23 protein-coding genes are annotated in these 17,255 nt (G+C 68.2%); 8 read left to right on the plus strand and 15 right to left on the minus strand.

Annotated features, from left to right (window positions below):
- Positions 1-179: 179 nt before the first annotated feature.
- Positions 180-2,588 (minus strand): phenylalanine--tRNA ligase subunit beta, encoded by a 2,409-nt coding sequence (pheT, locus tag JM664_RS02010; RefSeq protein WP_227418218.1) that lies wholly within the window; start codon positions 2,586-2,588, stop codon positions 180-182.
- A 127-nt stretch (positions 2,589-2,715) separates the two neighbouring features.
- Here pheT and JM664_RS18625 point away from each other — a divergent pair, with 127 nt between their 5' ends.
- Complete coding sequence (locus JM664_RS18625; protein WP_264465437.1) at positions 2,716-2,844, plus strand: hypothetical protein; 129 nt, start codon at positions 2,716-2,718, stop codon at positions 2,842-2,844.
- Positions 2,845-3,212: 368 nt separating this feature from the next.
- On the opposite strand, the gene JM664_RS02015 is transcribed toward JM664_RS18625, so the two are convergent.
- From JM664_RS02015 to pyk, 5 genes are all read right to left on the minus strand, one after another.
- Positions 3,213-3,671: a hypothetical protein gene (locus tag JM664_RS02015; RefSeq protein WP_227418219.1), complete on the minus strand. Its 459-nt coding sequence runs from the start codon at positions 3,669-3,671 to the stop codon at positions 3,213-3,215.
- Positions 3,668-4,732, minus strand: coding sequence for a phenylalanine--tRNA ligase subunit alpha (gene pheS, locus JM664_RS02020; protein ID WP_227418220.1), 1,065 nt, complete (start codon positions 4,730-4,732; stop codon positions 3,668-3,670). The genes JM664_RS02015 and pheS overlap by 4 nt, the downstream gene beginning before the upstream one ends.
- A gap of 176 nt (positions 4,733-4,908) precedes the next feature.
- Positions 4,909-5,274 carry a 50S ribosomal protein L20 gene (gene rplT / locus JM664_RS02025; RefSeq protein ID WP_227418221.1) on the minus strand — a complete coding sequence of 122 codons (366 nt, stop codon included), beginning with the start codon at positions 5,272-5,274 and terminating at the stop codon, positions 4,909-4,911.
- Between the two features lie 13 nt (positions 5,275-5,287).
- Entirely contained in the window at positions 5,288-5,488 is a 201-nt protein-coding gene (rpmI, locus tag JM664_RS02030) for a 50S ribosomal protein L35 (RefSeq protein WP_227418222.1), read from the minus strand.
- Between the two features lie 102 nt (positions 5,489-5,590).
- Positions 5,591-7,036: a pyruvate kinase gene (pyk, locus tag JM664_RS02035; RefSeq protein WP_227418223.1), complete on the minus strand. Its 1,446-nt coding sequence runs from the start codon at positions 7,034-7,036 to the stop codon at positions 5,591-5,593.
- 97 nt (positions 7,037-7,133) lie between these two features.
- Between pyk and JM664_RS02040 the strand changes: the two genes are divergently transcribed.
- Genes JM664_RS02040 through JM664_RS02055 form a run of 4 tightly spaced genes read left to right on the plus strand, consistent with a single transcriptional unit; the run spans position 7,134 to position 8,704 of the window.
- Positions 7,134-7,895, plus strand: a complete 762-nt coding sequence (locus tag JM664_RS02040; RefSeq protein ID WP_227418224.1) for an N-formylglutamate amidohydrolase — start codon at positions 7,134-7,136, stop codon at positions 7,893-7,895.
- Between the two features lie 16 nt (positions 7,896-7,911).
- Positions 7,912-8,208 carry a DUF1244 domain-containing protein gene (locus JM664_RS02045; RefSeq protein WP_227418225.1) on the plus strand — a complete coding sequence of 99 codons (297 nt, stop codon included), beginning with the start codon at positions 7,912-7,914 and terminating at the stop codon, positions 8,206-8,208.
- Positions 8,208-8,441: a hypothetical protein gene (locus JM664_RS02050; RefSeq protein WP_227418226.1), complete on the plus strand. Its 234-nt coding sequence runs from the start codon at positions 8,208-8,210 to the stop codon at positions 8,439-8,441. The genes JM664_RS02045 and JM664_RS02050 overlap by 1 nt, the downstream gene beginning before the upstream one ends.
- Entirely contained in the window at positions 8,441-8,704 is a 264-nt protein-coding gene (locus JM664_RS02055) for a hypothetical protein (RefSeq protein WP_227418227.1), read from the plus strand. The genes JM664_RS02050 and JM664_RS02055 overlap by 1 nt, the downstream gene beginning before the upstream one ends.
- Here JM664_RS02055 and JM664_RS02060 read toward each other — a convergent pair.
- Genes JM664_RS02060 through JM664_RS02070 form a run of 3 tightly spaced genes read right to left on the minus strand, consistent with a single transcriptional unit; the run spans position 8,701 to position 11,498 of the window.
- Positions 8,701-9,549, minus strand: coding sequence for a putative nucleotide-diphospho-sugar transferase (locus JM664_RS02060; protein WP_227418228.1), 849 nt, complete (start codon positions 9,547-9,549; stop codon positions 8,701-8,703). The genes JM664_RS02055 and JM664_RS02060 overlap by 4 nt on opposite strands.
- Positions 9,543-10,631 (minus strand): glycosyltransferase family 2 protein, encoded by a 1,089-nt coding sequence (locus tag JM664_RS02065; RefSeq protein ID WP_227418229.1) that lies wholly within the window; start codon positions 10,629-10,631, stop codon positions 9,543-9,545. The genes JM664_RS02060 and JM664_RS02065 overlap by 7 nt, the downstream gene beginning before the upstream one ends.
- Before the next feature lie 18 nt (positions 10,632-10,649).
- Positions 10,650-11,498 carry a D-amino-acid transaminase gene (locus tag JM664_RS02070; protein ID WP_227418230.1) on the minus strand — a complete coding sequence of 283 codons (849 nt, stop codon included), beginning with the start codon at positions 11,496-11,498 and terminating at the stop codon, positions 10,650-10,652.
- Between the two features lie 241 nt (positions 11,499-11,739).
- On the opposite strand from JM664_RS02070, the gene JM664_RS02075 reads away from it, so the two are divergent.
- Positions 11,740-12,039 carry a hypothetical protein gene (locus tag JM664_RS02075; protein WP_227418231.1) on the plus strand — a complete coding sequence of 100 codons (300 nt, stop codon included), beginning with the start codon at positions 11,740-11,742 and terminating at the stop codon, positions 12,037-12,039.
- A 15-nt stretch (positions 12,040-12,054) separates the two neighbouring features.
- Here JM664_RS02075 and JM664_RS02080 read toward each other — a convergent pair whose 3' ends face one another.
- The 3 genes from JM664_RS02080 to dgcN all read right to left on the minus strand — a co-directional run bounded on the left by JM664_RS02080 (position 12,055) and on the right by dgcN (position 14,860).
- Positions 12,055-12,831 carry a peptidoglycan-binding protein gene (locus JM664_RS02080; RefSeq protein ID WP_227418232.1) on the minus strand — a complete coding sequence of 259 codons (777 nt, stop codon included), beginning with the start codon at positions 12,829-12,831 and terminating at the stop codon, positions 12,055-12,057.
- Positions 12,832-12,902: 71 nt separating this feature from the next.
- Positions 12,903-13,865: an N-acetyl-D-Glu racemase DgcA gene (gene dgcA, locus JM664_RS02085; RefSeq protein ID WP_227418233.1), complete on the minus strand. Its 963-nt coding sequence runs from the start codon at positions 13,863-13,865 to the stop codon at positions 12,903-12,905.
- Positions 13,862-14,860 carry an N-acetyltransferase DgcN gene (dgcN, locus tag JM664_RS02090; RefSeq protein WP_227418234.1) on the minus strand — a complete coding sequence of 333 codons (999 nt, stop codon included), beginning with the start codon at positions 14,858-14,860 and terminating at the stop codon, positions 13,862-13,864. The genes dgcA and dgcN overlap by 4 nt, the downstream gene beginning before the upstream one ends.
- Before the next feature lie 132 nt (positions 14,861-14,992).
- Here dgcN and JM664_RS02095 point away from each other — a divergent pair, with 132 nt between their 5' ends.
- Together JM664_RS02095 and JM664_RS02100 are read left to right on the plus strand one after the other, a co-directional pair.
- Positions 14,993-16,006 (plus strand): L-malyl-CoA/beta-methylmalyl-CoA lyase, encoded by a 1,014-nt coding sequence (locus JM664_RS02095; RefSeq protein ID WP_227418235.1) that lies wholly within the window; start codon positions 14,993-14,995, stop codon positions 16,004-16,006.
- Between the two features lie 74 nt (positions 16,007-16,080).
- Positions 16,081-16,224, plus strand: coding sequence for a hypothetical protein (locus JM664_RS02100; RefSeq protein WP_227418236.1), 144 nt, complete (start codon positions 16,081-16,083; stop codon positions 16,222-16,224).
- 18 nt (positions 16,225-16,242) lie between these two features.
- Here JM664_RS02100 and JM664_RS02105 read toward each other — a convergent pair whose 3' ends face one another.
- The 3 genes from JM664_RS02105 to JM664_RS02115 are packed head-to-tail and all read right to left on the minus strand — an operon-like array spanning position 16,243 to position 17,212.
- Entirely contained in the window at positions 16,243-16,518 is a 276-nt protein-coding gene (locus JM664_RS02105) for a hypothetical protein (protein WP_227418237.1), read from the minus strand.
- The gene (locus JM664_RS02110; RefSeq protein ID WP_227418238.1) at positions 16,518-16,859 is read right to left on the minus strand and encodes a helix-turn-helix domain-containing protein; all 342 of its coding nucleotides are present in this window, start codon (positions 16,857-16,859) and stop codon (positions 16,518-16,520) included. Before JM664_RS02110 ends, JM664_RS02105 begins: the two co-directional genes overlap by 1 nt.
- Positions 16,847-17,212, minus strand: coding sequence for a hypothetical protein (locus JM664_RS02115; RefSeq protein ID WP_227418239.1), 366 nt, complete (start codon positions 17,210-17,212; stop codon positions 16,847-16,849). Before JM664_RS02115 ends, JM664_RS02110 begins: the two co-directional genes overlap by 13 nt.
- Between the last annotated feature and the right edge of the window lie 43 nt (positions 17,213-17,255).

The following is a 17,255-nucleotide window of genomic DNA, read 5'->3' on the forward strand; positions in this document are numbered from 1 at the left end:
TGCGCTCACAGTAGCCCATGGTCGCCGCCGCCAGAAGGCCACATTGCCACGGGGCTTCCGATGCGGCCAAGTCCTGTCGCGGGCCTGCAACGACGTCTGCGAGTGCGCGCCGCGACACCCAGCGCCGCTGAATCGCGCGACATCGGCCGGTGACGCAAGGCTGGTGCACGCCGCAGGCTCTAGCCGCGCAGCGTGCCACCCGTCGCCGCGACGACCTTATCGATGATCCTGCGCGAGACCGCCTCGATCTCGTCCTCCTTCAGCGTCGCCTCGCGCGGCTGGAGGCGGACGGTCAGCGCCAGCGACTTCTTGCCCTCTTCCATCTGCGCCTCGGCCTTGGAACCGGTGAATTCGTCGAAGATCCGCGCCGTCTCGATCAGCGTCCTGTCGGCGCCCAGCGCGGCGTTCACCAGCGTCGCCGCCTCCGTAGTGCGGTCGACGACGAAGGCGAAGTCGCGCTCGACCGCCTGCAGGTCGCTCAGCTCCAGCGCCGGGCGCGTTGCACCCTGGTTACGCGGCAGCGGCACCTCTTCGGGGTGGATCGTGAAAGCGACCGTCGCGCCCTTGATGCCGAGTGTCCGCAGCACCTTCGGATTCACCTCGCCGAATGTCGCAAGCGTCTTCTTCGGCCCGAGAGCGATCCGGCCGGACCGGCCGGGATGCCACCAGCCGTCTGTGTCGCGCAGGACCTGTGCCTTTGCCGGCGCGCCGAGCGCGGCGAGGATCGCCTCGGCATCGGCCTTCGCGTCGAAGACGTCGACCGGCCGCCGCTGGCCGTGCGGATCACGCGGCCCGGTGGCGCCGACGAGCACGCCGGCAAGCTGCAGCCGCTGGTCCTCCGGCTCGCCGCCCCTGAAGACCGGTCCCACCTCGAAGAGCGCGAGGTCAGCGAAGCCGCGCGCCTGGTTCCGCGCCGCCGCCTGAAGGAGGCCGGGCAGCAAGTCGGGCCGCATGTGGCTCATCTCCGACGAGATCGGATTCTCGAGCCGCGCGGCCTCTGTCCCGCCGCCGAAGAGCGCCGCGCTCTCGCGGTCGATGAAGCTGTAGGTCACGCACTCGTTGTAGCCGAGCGCCGCCGCCGTCCGCCGCGCCGCCCGCTCGCGCCGCTGCATTGGCGTCAGCATCGGCGCCGGCACCCCCGGTCGTGGCCGCGGCATTGGCACGCCCTCAAGCTGGCTCAGCGACGCCACGCGCGCGACCTCCTCGACCAGATCCGCCTCGCCCTGCACGTCGGGCCGCCAGCTCGGCGGAAAGACCATGTCGCCGTCGAACCAGAAGCCTAGCTTCAGGAGCGTCTCGCGCTGCTCCTCCGCCGGGATGTCGAGGCCCACCAGAGACGCCGTGCGCGCAGGGTCAAGTCGGTAGGAACGGTCGTCCGGCGGCACCGCGCCGGCCTGCACCACCTCGGACGCCTCGCCGCCGCAGAGGTCCAGCACCATCTTCGTCGCCGCCTCGAGCCCCGGCAGCGTGAAGGCGGGGTCCACCCCCCGCTCGAACCGGTAGCGCGCGTCCGATCCGACCTTCAGCGCCCGCCCGGTGCGGGCGATCGTCACCGGGTCCCAATACGCGCTTTCGAGGAACACGTCGGTCGTGGCTTCAGTCACCCCGGTCGCCTCGCCGCCCATCACGCCGGCGATGCTCTCCGGCCCCTCGGCGTCCGATATCACCATCATGCCCGGCTCGAACGTGTAGGTCCGCTCGTCGAGCGCCTCCAGCGTCTCGCCGCCGCTGGCCCGGTGGATGCGCAGGTCGCCCCTGACCTTGCTCGCGTCGAAGACATGCAGCGGCCGGTTCATGTCGAAGGTGAAGAAGTTGGTGATGTCGACCAGCGCCGAGATCGGCCGGAGGCCAATGGCGCGCAGCCGGTCCTGCAGCCATGCCGGGCTCGGGCCGTTCTTCACCCCCCGGATGACGCGCCCGGTGAACAGCGGGCAGCCAGCGCGCGTATCCTCGTCGATGCTCACATTGATCGGGCTGGGGAACGCGCCCTGGACCACCGGCGCCACGTAGGGCTTGAACCGCCCCAGCCCCCGCGCCGCAAGGTCGCGCGCGATTCCGTGGACGCCCAGCGCGTCGGGCCGGTTCGGCGTGATCGCGATCTCGATCACCGGGTCGACCTTGGCCGGCTCGTTCGCCGCCAGCCAGTCGGTGAAGCTCTCGCCCACTTCGCCCGAGGGCAGCTCGATGATCCCCTCGTGCTCGTCCGAGAGCTGCATCTCGCGCTCCGAGCACATCATGCCGTGGCTCTCGACGCCCCTGATCTTCCCCACCTGGATCGTCGTGTCGATGCCGGGGATGTAGGTGCCGGGGTGGGCGACCACGACGCGGATCCCCTCGCGCGCATTGGGCGCGCCGCAGATGATCTGCTTCTCGCCCTGGTCGGTCTCGACCTGGCAGACGCGCAGCCGGTCGGCATCGGGATGCTGCTCGGCCTTGAGCACGCGGCCGATGGTGAAGCCCCTGAGCTTCTCCGCCGGGTTCGAGACTTCCTCGACCTCGAGCCCGAGATCCGTCAGCGCCTCGGCGATCTCGTCGACCGAGGCGTCAGTCTCGAGATGCTCCTTCAGCCACGACAGCGTGAACTTCATGCGGGGTCCCCCGGGCCTTGCCTGTGCGCCGGCGGTGTTAACCGAGCCGCCCGAAAAGGGGAAGGCCCGCCCCGGGATCAGGCTATACCGCTACCGTTTGAGTAAAACCGTACGAGTTGCGTTTCCGATGTCGCAGACCCCGATCTACCTCCGCCTCGCCCTGCCCGCGCTCCTGCTCAGCGCCGCGGTGGCGCTCTACCACCACCTCGAGGCGCCGCCCGAGCCATCCGCCGAGGCCGCGCTCAGCGACCGATGAGGTCACGTGGACGAACGCCGGCGGCGCGATTGCAGCCGAGTCCGAAGACGAGGCGAAACGGAAAAGTTGCGGATCAGCCGGCCTCGAAGCCACAAAGTGCACCGCGAGCCGGGCGAGCGCCTGCCCGTGGGATGGCGCCACCGACCGTCGAACGACGCGCTTTATGGCAGCCAAGCCCCTCCACCGACCGAGCGTCGCGCGCGGCTGAAGGAGCGCCAGCCCGCCGGGACGGGCAGGCGCTCGCCCGGCGCCTTCGGCTTGATTCCGGGCGGGATGCAGGACGCCAAGTCCGATCAACAGCGTAGATACGAAGCCGTATGTCGTCGCGCTGCAGAAGTCCGCCAGATAGCGCGACGAAGCAATTTACATCAAATGAGGTTCCGGCCCCAGTATCGGGTAACGTTGGCCGGAAGGCGAAACGGCTTGAGATTATCCTTTCGCATCTCCGTCAAGAGTATCTCGAACGCCTTTAGTTCGGTGACAAAGGCGCTCCCAAGATTCACCTGATGCCCCTCCTCAGACAAGCACGACTGAAGATTATTCAAAGCGTCCTTATGGGCGATTGCGGCAGATAAAACCGCATCTGTCGCAAGGATCTGAAGCCGGGCGAGTGCAGCACGATACTCCGCTACCTTCTGGTTGTCTGTGTCGCCCTCAGAGTCGATCGTGTGAGCGCCCATCGTTTCCGCAGCGGAGACATATGCGTTGTACGCCTCCCGCCGCTCACGCAGCATCTCGGTTTGGCGGTCCAACCGTTTCTGCCACGAATAGATTAGTAAGCCACCGATGAAAGCGGCTATGGCTCCAACTGCCGACGCGAACGTCATACTCCTCCAGCCAACTCCGGCACCGCCAGCGCACTGAACCCGTAGTGCCTGAGCCACCGCAGGTCGCTGTCGAAGAACGCCCGCAGGTCGGGGATGCCGTATTTCAGCATCGCGATCCGGTCGATGCCCATGCCGAAGGCGAAGCCCTGCCATTCGGCCGAGTCGATCCCGCCCGCCTGCAGGACCTTGGGGTGGACCATGCCCGAACCCAGCACCTCGAGCCAGCCGGAGCCCTCGCCCACGCGGAGCGAGCCGCCCTCCCACGAGCACTGGATGTCGACCTCGGCCGACGGCTCGGTGAAGGGGAAGTGCGAGGCGCGGAAGCGGGTCCTCACCTTGGTGCCGAAATAGGCGGTGAAGAACTCCTCCAGCACCCACTTGAGGTTCGCCATCGAGATGGCGCGGTCCACCGCCAGCCCCTCGACCTGGTGGAACATCGGGGTGTGGGTCTGGTCGTAGTCGGCGCGATAGACCCGGCCCGGCGCGATGATCCGGCAGGGCGCACCGTTCTCCAGCATGTGCCGGATCTGCACCGGGCTGGTGTGGGTCCTCAGGACATGCGGCGGCCGGTCGTCGCCCTCGCCGCGCGCCATGTAGAACGTGTCCATCTCCTCGCGGCTCGAATGGTGCCAGGGGATGTTGAGCGCGTCGAAGTTGTGCCAGTCGGTCTCGATCTGCGGCCCCTCGGCAACGGCAAAGCCCATGTCGGCAAAGATCGCCGTCACCTCCTCGGTCACCTGGCTCACCGGATGGATCGAGCCCGCGCGGCGGTGTCGAGCCGGCAGCGTCACGTCTAGCCACTCGGCGCGCAGGCGCTCATCCAGCGCCGCATCCTCCAGCGCCGACCGTCGCGCCGCCAGCGCCGAGGTGATCTCGCCCTTCAAAGCGTTCAGGCGTGGCCCCGCCTCCTGCCGCTCCTCGGGCGACATCCGGCCGAGCTCGCGCATCCTGAGGCTGACCTCGCCCTTCTTGCCGACGGCGCGGACCCGCACGTCCTCCAGCGTCGCCTCGTCCGAAGCCGCCGCGATTTCAGCCAGCCACTTGTTGCGCAGGTCGTCCATTTCGCCCTCCGAATGCCGCCGCGACTGCTACCCCCGCGCCCGCTTCGGTTCAAGCCGGCGGAGCCGCGCCGAAACGCGAGCCGCCCCGCGCGGCATCTCCGGCGGGGCGGCTGCTCGGCCGCGTGGCCGAGCGAGAAAGGCGCGAGCGCCGCAGGCGCTCACATCATGATTGGCTGTCAGACCGGCAGCGCGCCCTTTGCCTGGTCGACGATGGCGCCGAACGCCTCGGGCTCGTGCACGGCGAGGTCCGCCAAGACCTTGCGGTCCACCTCGATCCCGGCCAGCGCCAGGCCGTTGATGAAGCGCGAATAGGTCAGGCTGTCGTCATGCGCGCGGACGGCCGCATTAATCCGCTGAATCCAGAGCGCGCGGAAATTGCGCTTGCGGTTCTTGCGGTCGCGCGTGGCGTACTGGTTCGCCTTGTCGACGGCTTGCGTCGCGGTCCGGAACGCCGTCGAGCGGCGGCCGTAATAGCCCTTCGCCTGCTTGATGACCTTGCGGTGACGGGCATGGGTGACGGTTCCACCTTTGGTGCGGGACATGTCTCAGGCCTCCTCAGCGCTCGTAGGGCATGTAGAGCTTGGCAAGCTTCTGGTCCGGTTCGCTCAGGACCTGCGTGCCGCGCGCGTCGCGGATGAACTTGTTGCTCCGCTTGATCATGCCGTGACGCTTGCCGGCCTGCGCAGCCAGGACCTTTCCGGTCCCCGTCACTTTGAAGCGCTTCTTGGCGCTCGACTTCGTCTTCATCTTCGGCATTTCCGTCTCCTCGGCGGTCGGTCGCGGGACTCGGCATGCCAATCGGCCGGCCCCGGCGAAAGAAGTGCGCCTCTTACTGCGCGGTGCCTTTTCCGGCAACCCCTATTCCGGCTCGGCGCGGAAGATCATCCGCTCCTGGCACGGCGCCACGCGCAGGATGTTCGTGGTGCCGGGGATGTTGAACGGCACGCCCGCGGTGACCACGATCTGGTCGTTGTCCTCCGCGAAGCCCTCCGTCAGCGCGGCGCGCACCGCGGCGATGACCGCGCCCTTGAATCGGTACTGCTCGTCCGTCATCACGCAGTGGGCGCCCCAGGTCAGGCAGAGCCGACGTGCCGTGTCGCGCTGCGAGGTCAGCGCCAGGACAGGCACCCGCGGCCGCTCCCGCGCGACGAGGAGCGCCGTGGTACCCGACTGCGAGAAGCAGCAGATCGCCTTGATGTTCGTCGTCTCGGCAATCTCGCGGGCGGCCGAGACGATGCCGTCCGCGACCGTAGCCTTCGGCCCGCCGCGGCTCGCCTCGATCACCTCGCGGTAGGTCGGGTCGCTCTCAACCTCGCGGGCGACGTTGTCCATCGTGCGGACCGCCTCGACCGGATACTGGCCGGCGGCGGATTCCGCCGAGAGCATCACCGCGTCCGTGCCTTCGTAGATCGCCGCCGCCACGTCGCTGACCTCGGCTCGCGTCGGGACAGGGCTGTCGATCATGCTCTCAAGCATCTGCGTCGCCACAATCACCGGCTTCGCGCACATCCGGCACTTGCGCACCAGCCGCTTCTGGATCGGCGGCACGTTCTGCACTGGAAGTTCGACGCCGAGATCGCCGCGCGCCACCATGATGCCGTCCGAGACCGCGAGGATCTCGTCAAAGCTGCGCACCGCGGCGGGCTTCTCGATCTTGGACATGATGGCCGCGCGGCCGCGCGCCAGCTTGCGCGCCTCGATCACGTCCTCGGGGCGCTGCACGAACGACAGCGCCAGCCAGTCCACGCCCAGCTCGCAGACGAAATCGAGATCCTTGCGGTCCTTCGGACTCAGCGCCGCAAGCGGCAGCACGACGTCGGGCACGTTCACGCCCTTGCGGTTCGAGATCGTGCCGCCGACGACCACCGTGCAGACGGCATGCTGCGCCGTCGCCTCGTTCACCCGCAGGCGGATCTTGCCGTCGTTGACGAGGAGGCTCGAACCCGCCTCAAGCGCCTCGAAGATCTCCTTGTGCGGCAGCTGGACCCGCGTCGCGTCACCAGGCGCCTCGTCGAGGTCGAGGCGGAACGTCTGCCCCTCCACAAGCTCCGCCTGCCCTCCGACGAAGGTACCCACCCTCAGCTTCGGCCCCTGCAGGTCCGCCAGGATCGCTATCGGTCGCCCCCGCTTCTCCTCCACCTCGCGGATGATCTCGTGCCGGGCACGGATTTCGCTGTGATCTCCGTGGCTCATGTTGAGGCGAAACACGTCGGCACCCGCCTCCGACAGGGCGTAGATCGTGTCGTAATCGCTCGAGGCGGGGCCAAGCGTGGCGACGATCTTGACGGCGCGAAGACGTCTCATACTGCTCTCTCGATGCTCAAGCCCGTGCCCGTGCTTGGCACGAAAGCCCGTCGTCGACAACTGGCGCGGCCCGGGTCGGCACGCTACGCAGGGGCAAATGCTGAAGATCGAGGCACCAATGGACTGGCAGCCCTACGATACCGAGGGACTCGAACGCGGGGGGCGCTGGCTTGTCACCTGCGACCACGCCTCGAACGCAGTGCCGGTCGAGGTCATTCCGCAGGGCGATCTGGGCCTGCCGGACCGGGAGATGGAGCGTCACATCGCCTACGACGTCGGCGCGGCAGGCCTCGTCCGCGACATGGCGCGGCGGCTCGATAGCCCCGCCATCCTCGGCACATTTTCCCGCCTCGTGATTGACCCCAACCGGGGCGAAGACGACCCGACACTGGTGATGAGGCTCTATGACGGCACAGTCATTCCCGGCAACCGCGATGCCGACGAGGCCGAGGTCGAGCGGCGACTCGATCTCTGCCACAGGCCATATCATGCCGCGCTCGGAGCCCTCGCCGCGCGTCGCGGCGATACGGTGGTCTGCGCGATCCACTCCTTCACGCCGCGCCTCTCGGGGCGCGCTCCGCGGCCATGGCACGTGGGCGTACTCTATGCCGGTGACAACCGGCTGGCATGGCCGCTGATCCGCCGCCTGCGGGAGGACGGCCACTGCGTCGGCGACAACGAGCCCTACGACGGGCACCTGCCCGGCGATTCGATCGATCGGCACGCGATTGCGTCGGGGCGGCTGAACGTGTTGCTGGAGGTGCGCCACGACCTGATCGCGACTGCGGACGATCAGGCGAAATGGGCGGCGCGGCTTGCCCCTGCGCTTGAAGCGGCGCTTGCCGAGACACACCTTTGACCGATTGGAGGACGCTATGGACGACGCCACCCGCACCCAGCTCGAAGCCGCCGCCTTCCGCCGCCTGCGCGACCACCTGCGCGAGCGGAGCGACGTGCAGAACATCGACATGATGAATCTCGCCGGCTTCTGCCGCAACTGCCTCAGCCGCTGGTATCAGGAGGCCGCCACCGAGCGCGGCATCGAGATGACCAAGGAAGAGGGGCGCGAGGCGTTCTACGGCATGCCTTATGACAAATGGCGAGAGGCGCACCAGGCGGACGCGACGCCCGATCAGGCGCGGCGCTTCGCCGATGCGCACAAGGAGCATTGATGCGCGCCCTCGCCCTCGCCCTGCTGCTGCCAACCTCCGCTCTCGCGGACGCGAATCCGCAGCTTGAGGCACTGGTCCAGTCGCGGCTGCCATTCTACGGCATCCACGTTGACGTGTCGGACCTGAGCCTCCGGCAGGTCGCGGCCATCCACCTGGCGATGGCGTCGGGCGGCGAGGGGCGGCTCGAGAAACGGCGCAAGATCCGCGCCATCCTGCGATGGGAGGAAGAATGATGCGACACCTGCTCCTCGGTCTCTTCCTGCTGACGGCGGCAGCGCCCGCCGGCGCCAGCGAGCAGCTGCGGATGCTCGTCACGCGCGAATTACCCCGCTATGGCTACACCGACGTGGACGTGCGGGCGCTGACGATCGAACAGGTGGCGGCGATCCACCACGCCCTGCACAGCGACCATTATTCCGAGAGCGAGAAGCGCGCGATGCTCCGCTCCGCGCTCGGCGGGCGCCAGTCGCTGCGCGGGCTGCTGAGCGGCCGCTAGGCTGTCATGCCGGCGATTTCCAGCGCCTCGGGAATGTGGCGCCGGACATAGTCCACCATCGGCCGGTCGTCGCCGCTGGCCCCGCGGAAGTGCACGAAGTAGCCGTCTGATCGCTGGAGAGCTTCGGCGTCGCCGCTGTACTTGTGCGGCATCGGCCCGAAATCCTGATACTCGAAGCCCAGAACATCGATCTCGCTGCGGAACTGGCGCAGGAACACCGCCTGCAGCGCCGCCTGGTCGCCGCCGAGCCGCCGCCGCGTTTCGAACTCCCATGCCTTCATGACATCCATTCCCGTCCTGGTCGGCTTGAAGAAGAAAAGGCCCGAGTTGATGTTCGGCGCATGCCGCCACTTCTGCAGCTCGAACCAGCTCAGGTTCACCCGCGAGGCCCGCGTCGAGCGAAGCCGCTTTTTGTTGCGCCCCACGCCGAAATCGTAGGGCCGCTCGAGCAGGCGGCCGGCGCACTCGTCGGGCGAGCGGTTCGCCACCACGTCGGCGTCGATGTAGATCGCGATGTCGTGCCGGCTCATCTCCAGCCAGCGGTAGATCAGCGGAGTCAGGTGCTTCGCGGCGAGCGCCGGGCTCGGGCTGGAATAGTCGCGACAGTCGACCTCGGCGCCCATGAAGGGCGCGGACACGTCAATGTGGACGACCTCCGGCGGCACCACGACCTCGCGCAGGCGTGGCACGTCCGGCCAGTCCCGCGACCGCTCGGTCAGCACGACGATGTCGCCTGACCATCCCTGCGCCGCCAGCGTCGCCATTGACAGCCGCCCAAGAGCCGCCGTCGCGTCGCCGTAGCAGATGTAGCAGATCACCGCCGAGATGGAGCGCCGCTTCAGCATGATCGGAGGCCGATTGAAGTGGCGAGGTCGTCGCTCATCCGCAGGAGCCCCGCGTCGAGCAGGTCGCGCCACGACTCGAGCCGTCGCGATCCTTCCCACTCGAACGCGCGCTCCACGACATTGGCAGTGTGAGCCGTCGCCTCCGGACCGCGATCCTTGCGATGGCGCCACATCTCTTCGCGCGCGGCATAGTCGATCATCAGTCGAAAGTGCAGCAGCGCGGCCCAGTCCGGCGCGAGCTTTAGCCGCGCCCTGATCCTGTGACTGCTCCCCGGAAACGTCATGCCGCGCCGCCACTTGATGAGGCCCAGCTTGGACTTGATGCCGAACGGTCGGCTGCCGCGAATGAGCAGATATCGCTGGACGAACCAGGCGCCGGGCCTCGGATGGGTCGGATCGCGATAATCCATGAGCCGGCGCATGAGCCCTTTCGCCACCCGCTCGCGCATCCCGTACGAGGCCTTGCCGTACCGGGAGCGTGCGCCACCGTAGAGCAGATAGGGCGGTGTCGGGGCATCGCGGCGGGTCCGCGGCTTTGGTGGCGCGATCCAGTAGCCCTCGCCGTCGAACAGCGGGTACACGTTCCTCAGCCGCACATCCGAGTCGTGGTGGACCTCCGCCAGTGGACGATCCGCGTACATGTCGACCATCGGCGCGAACACCGCCTCGCTTCCGGTCGCGTCCCAGTGTGACAGGAGGCGCGGCAGTGGCACCTCCGGCCAACCGGGATACACCAGATGCTCGTCGATGTCCGGGTTCAGGATCCAGCGACCGACGGCATAGTGGTCGCACGGCCAGGCGCGAAAGATCGGCTTGAACTGCTGAAACGGCTTGCGCGAATACAGCCGCGTCACGTCGGGCTGCGCGTCCAGATAGTCGCCAGATCCGTCCGTCGAAGCGTGGTCGACGATGTAGAAGTGACGGATGCCGATCTGCCGGTGGTGTCGCAAGAAGTCCGGCAGTCGCAGCATTTCGTTATGAGACACGCTGATCGCCACCGGGCCGTCGTCCAGCCGCGGCGCAGGCGGAGGCGCATCCATGTCGAAAACCTCCCGGAACGGGAGGTCGCCGACGGCACTCATCCACCGCCTCCGGCCATGTCAGATCGCCGCCCTGAGGCTCTCGTCGAGGTAGATCTCGCGCAAGCGGCGGGAAACCCGGCCCGGAGCGCCGTCGCCGAGCGTCACGTTGTCGATCCTGACGACCGGCATAACGAAGGACGAGGCGGAGGTGATGAACGCCTCGTCCGCCGTCTGGGCCTCGGCCACGGTGAACGGACGCTCCTCAACCTCCATCTGCGCCTCGCGCGCGAAGCGAAGGACCGCGGCGCGGGTAATGCCGTGCAGGATCTCGGTGCCGAGCTGGCGGGTGACGATCTTGCCGTCCTTGACGATGTAGGCGTTGTTCGACGTGCCCTCGGTGATCTGCCCGTCCTCCACCATCCAGGCGTCGTCGGCGCCGGCGGCCTTGGCCATCATCTTGCCCATCGAGGCGTAGAGCAGCTGAACCGTCTTGATGTCGCGCCGGCCCCAGCGCTGGTCCGGTATGGTGAGAACGCTCATCCCCCGCTCAGCGATCGGGTTGTCGGCCAACTGCTTTTTCTGGGTGAAGAGCACCACCGTCGGGCTCGACCCCTCCGGGTAGGCGAAGTCGCGATCGGCGGCGCCGCGCGTGATCTGCAGATAGACCAGGCCCTCGTCGATCTCGTTGAGCCGCGTCAGCTCCCGATGGATCGCGAGTAGCTCGTCGCGCGAGAGCGGGCTCGACATGCCGAGCTCCCCCAGCGAACGCTCGAGCCGGGCGGCGTGGCCGTTGAAGTCGAGCAACTTGCCGCCGAGCACGCTCGTCACCTCGTAGACCCCGTCTGCGAAGAGGAAGCCGCGGTCGAAGACCGAAACCCTTGCCTGATACTCGGGAACGTAGTCGCCGTTGACATAGACGGTGCGCATCGCGGTCTCCTGTTCGTCTCCTTCCTTCCTAGTCTGGCAAGAAATGCCGTGAAAGCCGAAACTCCGGGCTGCGTTTGGCGTCATTCCTGGGGTGGGCCGTGAAACGCGGAGCCCACAGCCCGCGTTGTATAGGAATGGCTCCTGCAACCCGCGGCGATCGCGCGGCCCGGACTGAAGAAACTGCGGAGGAAGAAAGCCAATGACCTGCCGCTCACACGCCCGCGTCATCCCGATGGCCGCCATGCTCGTCTGGACCGCTGCTTGCGCCTCCGACGCTCAGGGGACGCAATGCGCCACCACCGACGACGGCACCTACGACTGCGACTTCCGCGCGATCAACTCATCGGGCAGTTTCGAGATCTCAGCCCCGGGCAAGCCGACGTACGTCCTGGACGTCGTCGAACCCGGCGTCGCCTTCGGCTTTGTGGATCTCGGGAGTGGCGCCGTGCCGCTGCCTGGGCGCTACCTGCGCAGCGCCGACGAACCGGCCTGCTGGCTCAACGAGGCGACCGAGACCCGGATCTGCGCGCGCCAGCGTTGAGCCGGAGCGCCTCGCTCAGGCCGGCGGCGTCCTGAGCGCCGCCCAGGTCATCGGGCCGACGATCCCGTCCGGCTTCAGGCCGCGGCTCTGCTGGAACTCGCGCGCCGCCTCCTCGGTGTTGGATCCGAAATCGCCGTCGACGAGCACCGCGAAGCCCGCCTCGATCAGCGCGCTCTGAAGGTCGCGCACCCCGTTGCCCTTGTCGCCGAGGCGAAGGACCGGGTCGCCCTCGACCGCACGCTGGCCTTCCATCCAGAGCCGCTTGGTCCGACGCAGGTACCGCTTGCGATCGTCGAGACCGTTGGTGCCACCGTTGATGGCGCGCGTCACCGCGACGACATCGTCGCGGTCGGCGTGGCGGTTGATATTCCGCCGCCGCCAGTATGAGACCGCGGACAGGAGCGCCCAGGGAAACCGCTCCAGCTCGTCTGGCTCGGCTTCGAAGTCAGGCGCCTTCGCATCGATTTCGCGGATGTCCGCGGCGGCCTCGCGATAGTTGGCGCGACCCGTGGTCTGGATCAGCCCGCGCCCACGATAGCGCGTGCCGTCTCCCTTCTGCAGGTTGCCGAGGTCCCTGCGCCCCTCGTAGGCGGCGCCGGACGCGAATTCGAGCGTGCGGCGGAAGTGGGCGCTCTCGTGTGCGAGCTGCGCCATGAAGTGCGCCAGGCGCAGCTCGTTGTCGATCATGCCGAGTGGCAGGTAGTGCTGATGCTGGACGATGCCGGCGACAATCACGTCGGTGGGATTGGGTGCGATCGCCCTGACGTCAGCCTCGGAAATCTCGATTGTCATAATTCCTCCCTCGCAACAATCCTCCGATACTAGCACCTTTCGTGAAGTTTTGGAAAATATCGCGGACGCCACTAGCCCCAGAGCGCTGCATCCGCAGGATGCACGCCCGCCGCGTCGTAACGCAGCGGGTGATTCCTGTCCTCGGCCAGAAGCAGCGGGCCGTCGAGGTCGGTCACCGTCGCGCCTTGCGCGAGCAGCACCGCCGGCGCCATCGCGAGGGACGAGCCGACCATGCAGCCGACCATGATGCCGTACCCCTCCGCACGCGCGGCCTCGCGCAGCGCCAGCGCCTCGGTGAGGCCACCGGCCTTGTCGAGCTTGATGTTCACCATGTCGTACCGGCCGCGAAGAGCCGGCAGGCTCGCCCGGTCGTGGCAGCTCTCGTCGGCGCAGACGGGCAGCGGCCGCTCGATCTCGGCCAACGCCTCATCCTCGCCCGCCGGCAAGGGCTGCTCCACCAGTTCGACGCCGAGGCGCACGAGGTACGGCGCGAGGTCGGCATAGACCTCTCCCGACCAGCCCTCGTTCGCGTCGACGATGATGCGGGCGGCCGGCGCGCCCTGCCGCACCGCCTCGAGCCGCGGCATGTCCTCGGGCGTGCCGAGCTTGATCTTGAGGAGCGGCCGGTGGGCGTTCCGCGCCGCTGCCGCCCGCATCGCCTCCGGCTCGCCCAGCGAGATCGTGTAGGCAGTTACTTGCGGCTGCGGCGGATCCAGCCCGGCAAGCTCCCACACCCGGCGGCCGGACTGCCGTGCCTCGAGATCCCAGAGCGCACAATCCACGGCATTGCGCGCGGCGCCGGGCGGCAGGAGGTCGGCCAAGTTGGACCGGTCCACCCCCGTCAGCCCCTCGACCTGCGCGCCGACGCTCTCGATCGTCTCGCCGTAGCGGGCGTAAGGCACGCATTCGCCGCGCCCGATGACGCCTTCCGCCTCGATCTCCACCGTCAGGACGCGCGCCTCCGTGCGGCTGCCCCGGCTGATGGTGAAGGCCTCGGCCAGCCGGAAGGTCTCGGACCGGACGTGGATCCTCACGCTGGCAGCGCGTCCACGAGTCGCCCCGCACCCTGGCGGTAGGGATCCACCGTGGGCAGGCCCATCCGCTTTTCGGTCGCCTCGAGGTGCGCCAGAGCCTCCTCCTCGCCGAGGGCGGCCGTGTTGACGGCAATGCCCACGACCTCGACGTCCGGGTTCACGATGCGCGCGAGGCGCAGCGAGACTTCCCGCAGCTCCTCCAGCGAAGGCAACTTATAGTGCGGCAGACCACGCATGTGCGTGCGGGTCGGCTCGTGGCAGAGGATCAGCGCGTCGGGCTGGCCGCCGTGGATCAGCGCCAGCGTCACGCCGCTGAACGAGGGGTGGAACAGGCTGCCCTGCCCCTCGATCAGGTCCCAATGGTCGGCGTCATTGTCGGGCGTCAGCCACTCCACCGCGCCTGCCATGAAGTCGGCCACCACGGCATCGAGCGGAACGCCCTCGCCCGTGATAAGGATTCCGGTCTGGCCGGTCGCGCGGAACGTGGCACGCATGCCGCGCTCGCGCATCGTCCGGTCGAGCGCCAGCGCGGTGTACATCTTGCCGATCGAGCAGTCGGTGCCGACCGCGAGGCACCGCTTGCCGCTGCGGCGCGCGCCGGTCGCGATCGGATAACGCTGCGGCGGCAGGCGCACGTCGTGAAGCTTCCGGCCATGATTGCGCGCCGCCTCAACCAGGTCCGGCTCGTCGCGCAGGAGGTGGTGCAGCCCGCTGGCGAGGTCGTAGCCCAGTGCCAGCGCCTGCCGCAGCACCGGCTTCCATGCCTCGGCTATCGTGCCGCCGCGGTTGGCCACGCCGATCACCAGCGTCTTCGCGCCGGCTTGCAGCCCCTGCTCCAGCGTCATCTCGTCGAGGCCGAGGTCGGCCTTGCATCCCGGCAGCCGCAGTTGCCCGAGGGCGTTATCGGGCCGCCAGTCGCGAATGCCCTGCGCAACCTTGGCGGCGAGCCGATCGGGCGCGTCGCCCAGGAACAGCAGATATGGTGTCTCGATCATGTGCGCAGCATCTGCGGACCGAAAAGCACATGCAAGCCTTCGCCGCGTCTGCGAGGCCGATGTTGCGCCGCAGCGCGCAACATCATAACTCTGAGCGCACACGACATGATGGAATGTTGCCGGAGACCCCCCATGAGCTTCCGCGTCCAACCGCAGCCGCCCGCACGACCAAACCGCTGCCAGCTCTTCGGGCCCGGCTCACGGCCACAGATCTTCGAGAAGATGGCGGCGAGCGCCGCGGACGTCGTCAACCTCGACCTCGAGGACAGCGTGGCGCCCGACGACAAGGCCGAGGCTCGGCGCAGTGTCATCGCGGCCACCCGCGACGTGGATTGGGGACGCAAGACGCTGAGCGTGCGGATCAACGGGCTCGACACGCCGTGGTGGTATCGCGACGTCGTCGACCTGCTGGAGCAGGCGGACGAGCGGCTGGACCTCATCATGATTCCCAAGGTGGGCTGCGCGGCCGACCTCTATGCCGTCGATGCGCTGGTAAGCGCCATCGAGGCCGCCAACGGCCGCCATAAGCGCCTCGGCTTCGAGGTCATCATTGAGACCGCAGCCGGAATCACTCATGTCGCGGAGATCGCCGCCGCCTCGCCCCGGCTGCAGGCGATGAGCCTCGGCGCCGCCGACTTCGCGGCCTCGATGGGGATGCAGACCACCGGCATCGGCGGCACGCAGGAGAACTACTACATGCTCCACGAAGGCCAGCGCCATTGGCCGGACCCGTGGCACTGGGCGCAGGCGGCCATCGTGGCGGCGTGCCGCACCCATGGCGTACTGCCGGTCGACGGCCCCTTTGGCGACTTCTCCGACGACAATGGATTCCGGGCGCAGGCACGGCGGTCGGCGACGCTCGGGATGGTCGGCAAGTGGGCGATCCACCCGAAGCAGGTGGCGCTGGCCAACGAAGTCTTCACCCCCTCGGACAAGGCGGTCGCCGAGGCGCGCGGCATTCTCCACGCGATGGAGGTGGCCAAGCGCAGCGGTCAGGGCGCGGCGGTCTTCGATGGCCGGCTCGTCGATCTCGCCTCAATTCGGCAGGCCGAGGTGGTGGTCCGGCAGGCCGAAATGATCGCCGGCGGACACCGCGAGGCAGCGGAGCCGCAGCGTCTTAACCCGGAGCTTACCACGCGGCCGTAGAGCTTCCGGCGACGAGAACGGCGCTGGAAAGGGCACGGGTTTTGACACTGACTGCGCAGAACCTTTTCGACTTCGTGAGCACGATCGCCGTGCTCGCGCTGCTGGCGGTGCCGTTCGGCGTGGCGCTGCGCCGTGTCCAGTCCTCTATGCGGCGAAGGCGGGCGGGCGCAACCGGGTCCGTTTCCACGCCGACGGGTCCTGTCAGCCGGAACCGGTAGCTCTCGCCGCATGACCTGTCACTGCGCCAGGACGAGGCGCATCAACGTGCTGGCGAAGAGACAGGCGTAGCCGAGATAGAGGCAGAGCTCGTCCATGCGGTGCCAACGGGTCGCTCGCCGCGCCCGCTCCTCACGCAGGCGGCGGGCGACACGACGAAGGCCGGGCCCGTCGTCGCCCCCGATCAGCAGCCGCTCGATGCGGTCGAGGCGCTTCTTGCGCCGGTTCACGGCCATCGTCGGCACGGCGAGGATTGCGATGCCGACGAAGCCGATCAGGTTGATCCAGAACTCCACTAGACGGCTATCGCGTGCGCCTCCTGCACATGCTCAGGCGGCGCGTCGGCGGGGTCGGAGTGGCTGAGCAGCACCACGCGCCCGCAGCCGCGCAGGTAGGCGTGGATCGTCGAGAGGTCCGGCAGCGGCCCCGTCGCATCCTCCATGCGTGAGATCTGCGGCTGGCTCATGCCCGCGCGCTCGGCCAGCGCCTTTTGCGTAAGCCTCGCCTCGCGCCGCGCCGCGCGCAGCCAGAGCGCCAGTCGCCGCTTGGACGCGTGGGCGTTCCAGCTGCGATTCAACGCCGGATCGCGCTCCAGCATCCCGCGGGCGAAGCCGGTCGTGGCGTTCAAGTCTCCCATATCGCGCTCCTCAGGTTGAAATGCCGCGACACCAAAGCCCGCGCCGCGGCGCAGGGATCCGTGCCGGCGATGCCGTGGATCGTCACCGGCCGGCCGGCGGCTCGGGTGTCGACCGAGACCAGAAGCCGCGCCCGACCGCAGCCGCTGGCGCGAAGGGCAAAGACCTCATGCCGACCGTCGAGCATCCCGCACCGCTCCTCCGCCTCGGGATCCGCCTGCGCGAGTTCCTCTGCCAGCGCGATCATGTTCTCCTGGCACCGCTCCGACAGACCCTTGAGTGCCCGGTAGATCTCCTCGTCACAGCCGTCGGCGGCCGTGACGCTCCGCGCGTCCTCCTGAAATATAGCATCCATGTTATGTTTTGCAATGCCTCCCACGCCATGCGATAGCCCCGGA

Origin of the sequence: Roseitranquillus sediminis (assembly GCF_016918935.1) — a bacterium.
Classification (GTDB): domain Bacteria; phylum Pseudomonadota; class Alphaproteobacteria; order Rhodobacterales; family Rhodobacteraceae; genus Roseitranquillus; species Roseitranquillus sediminis.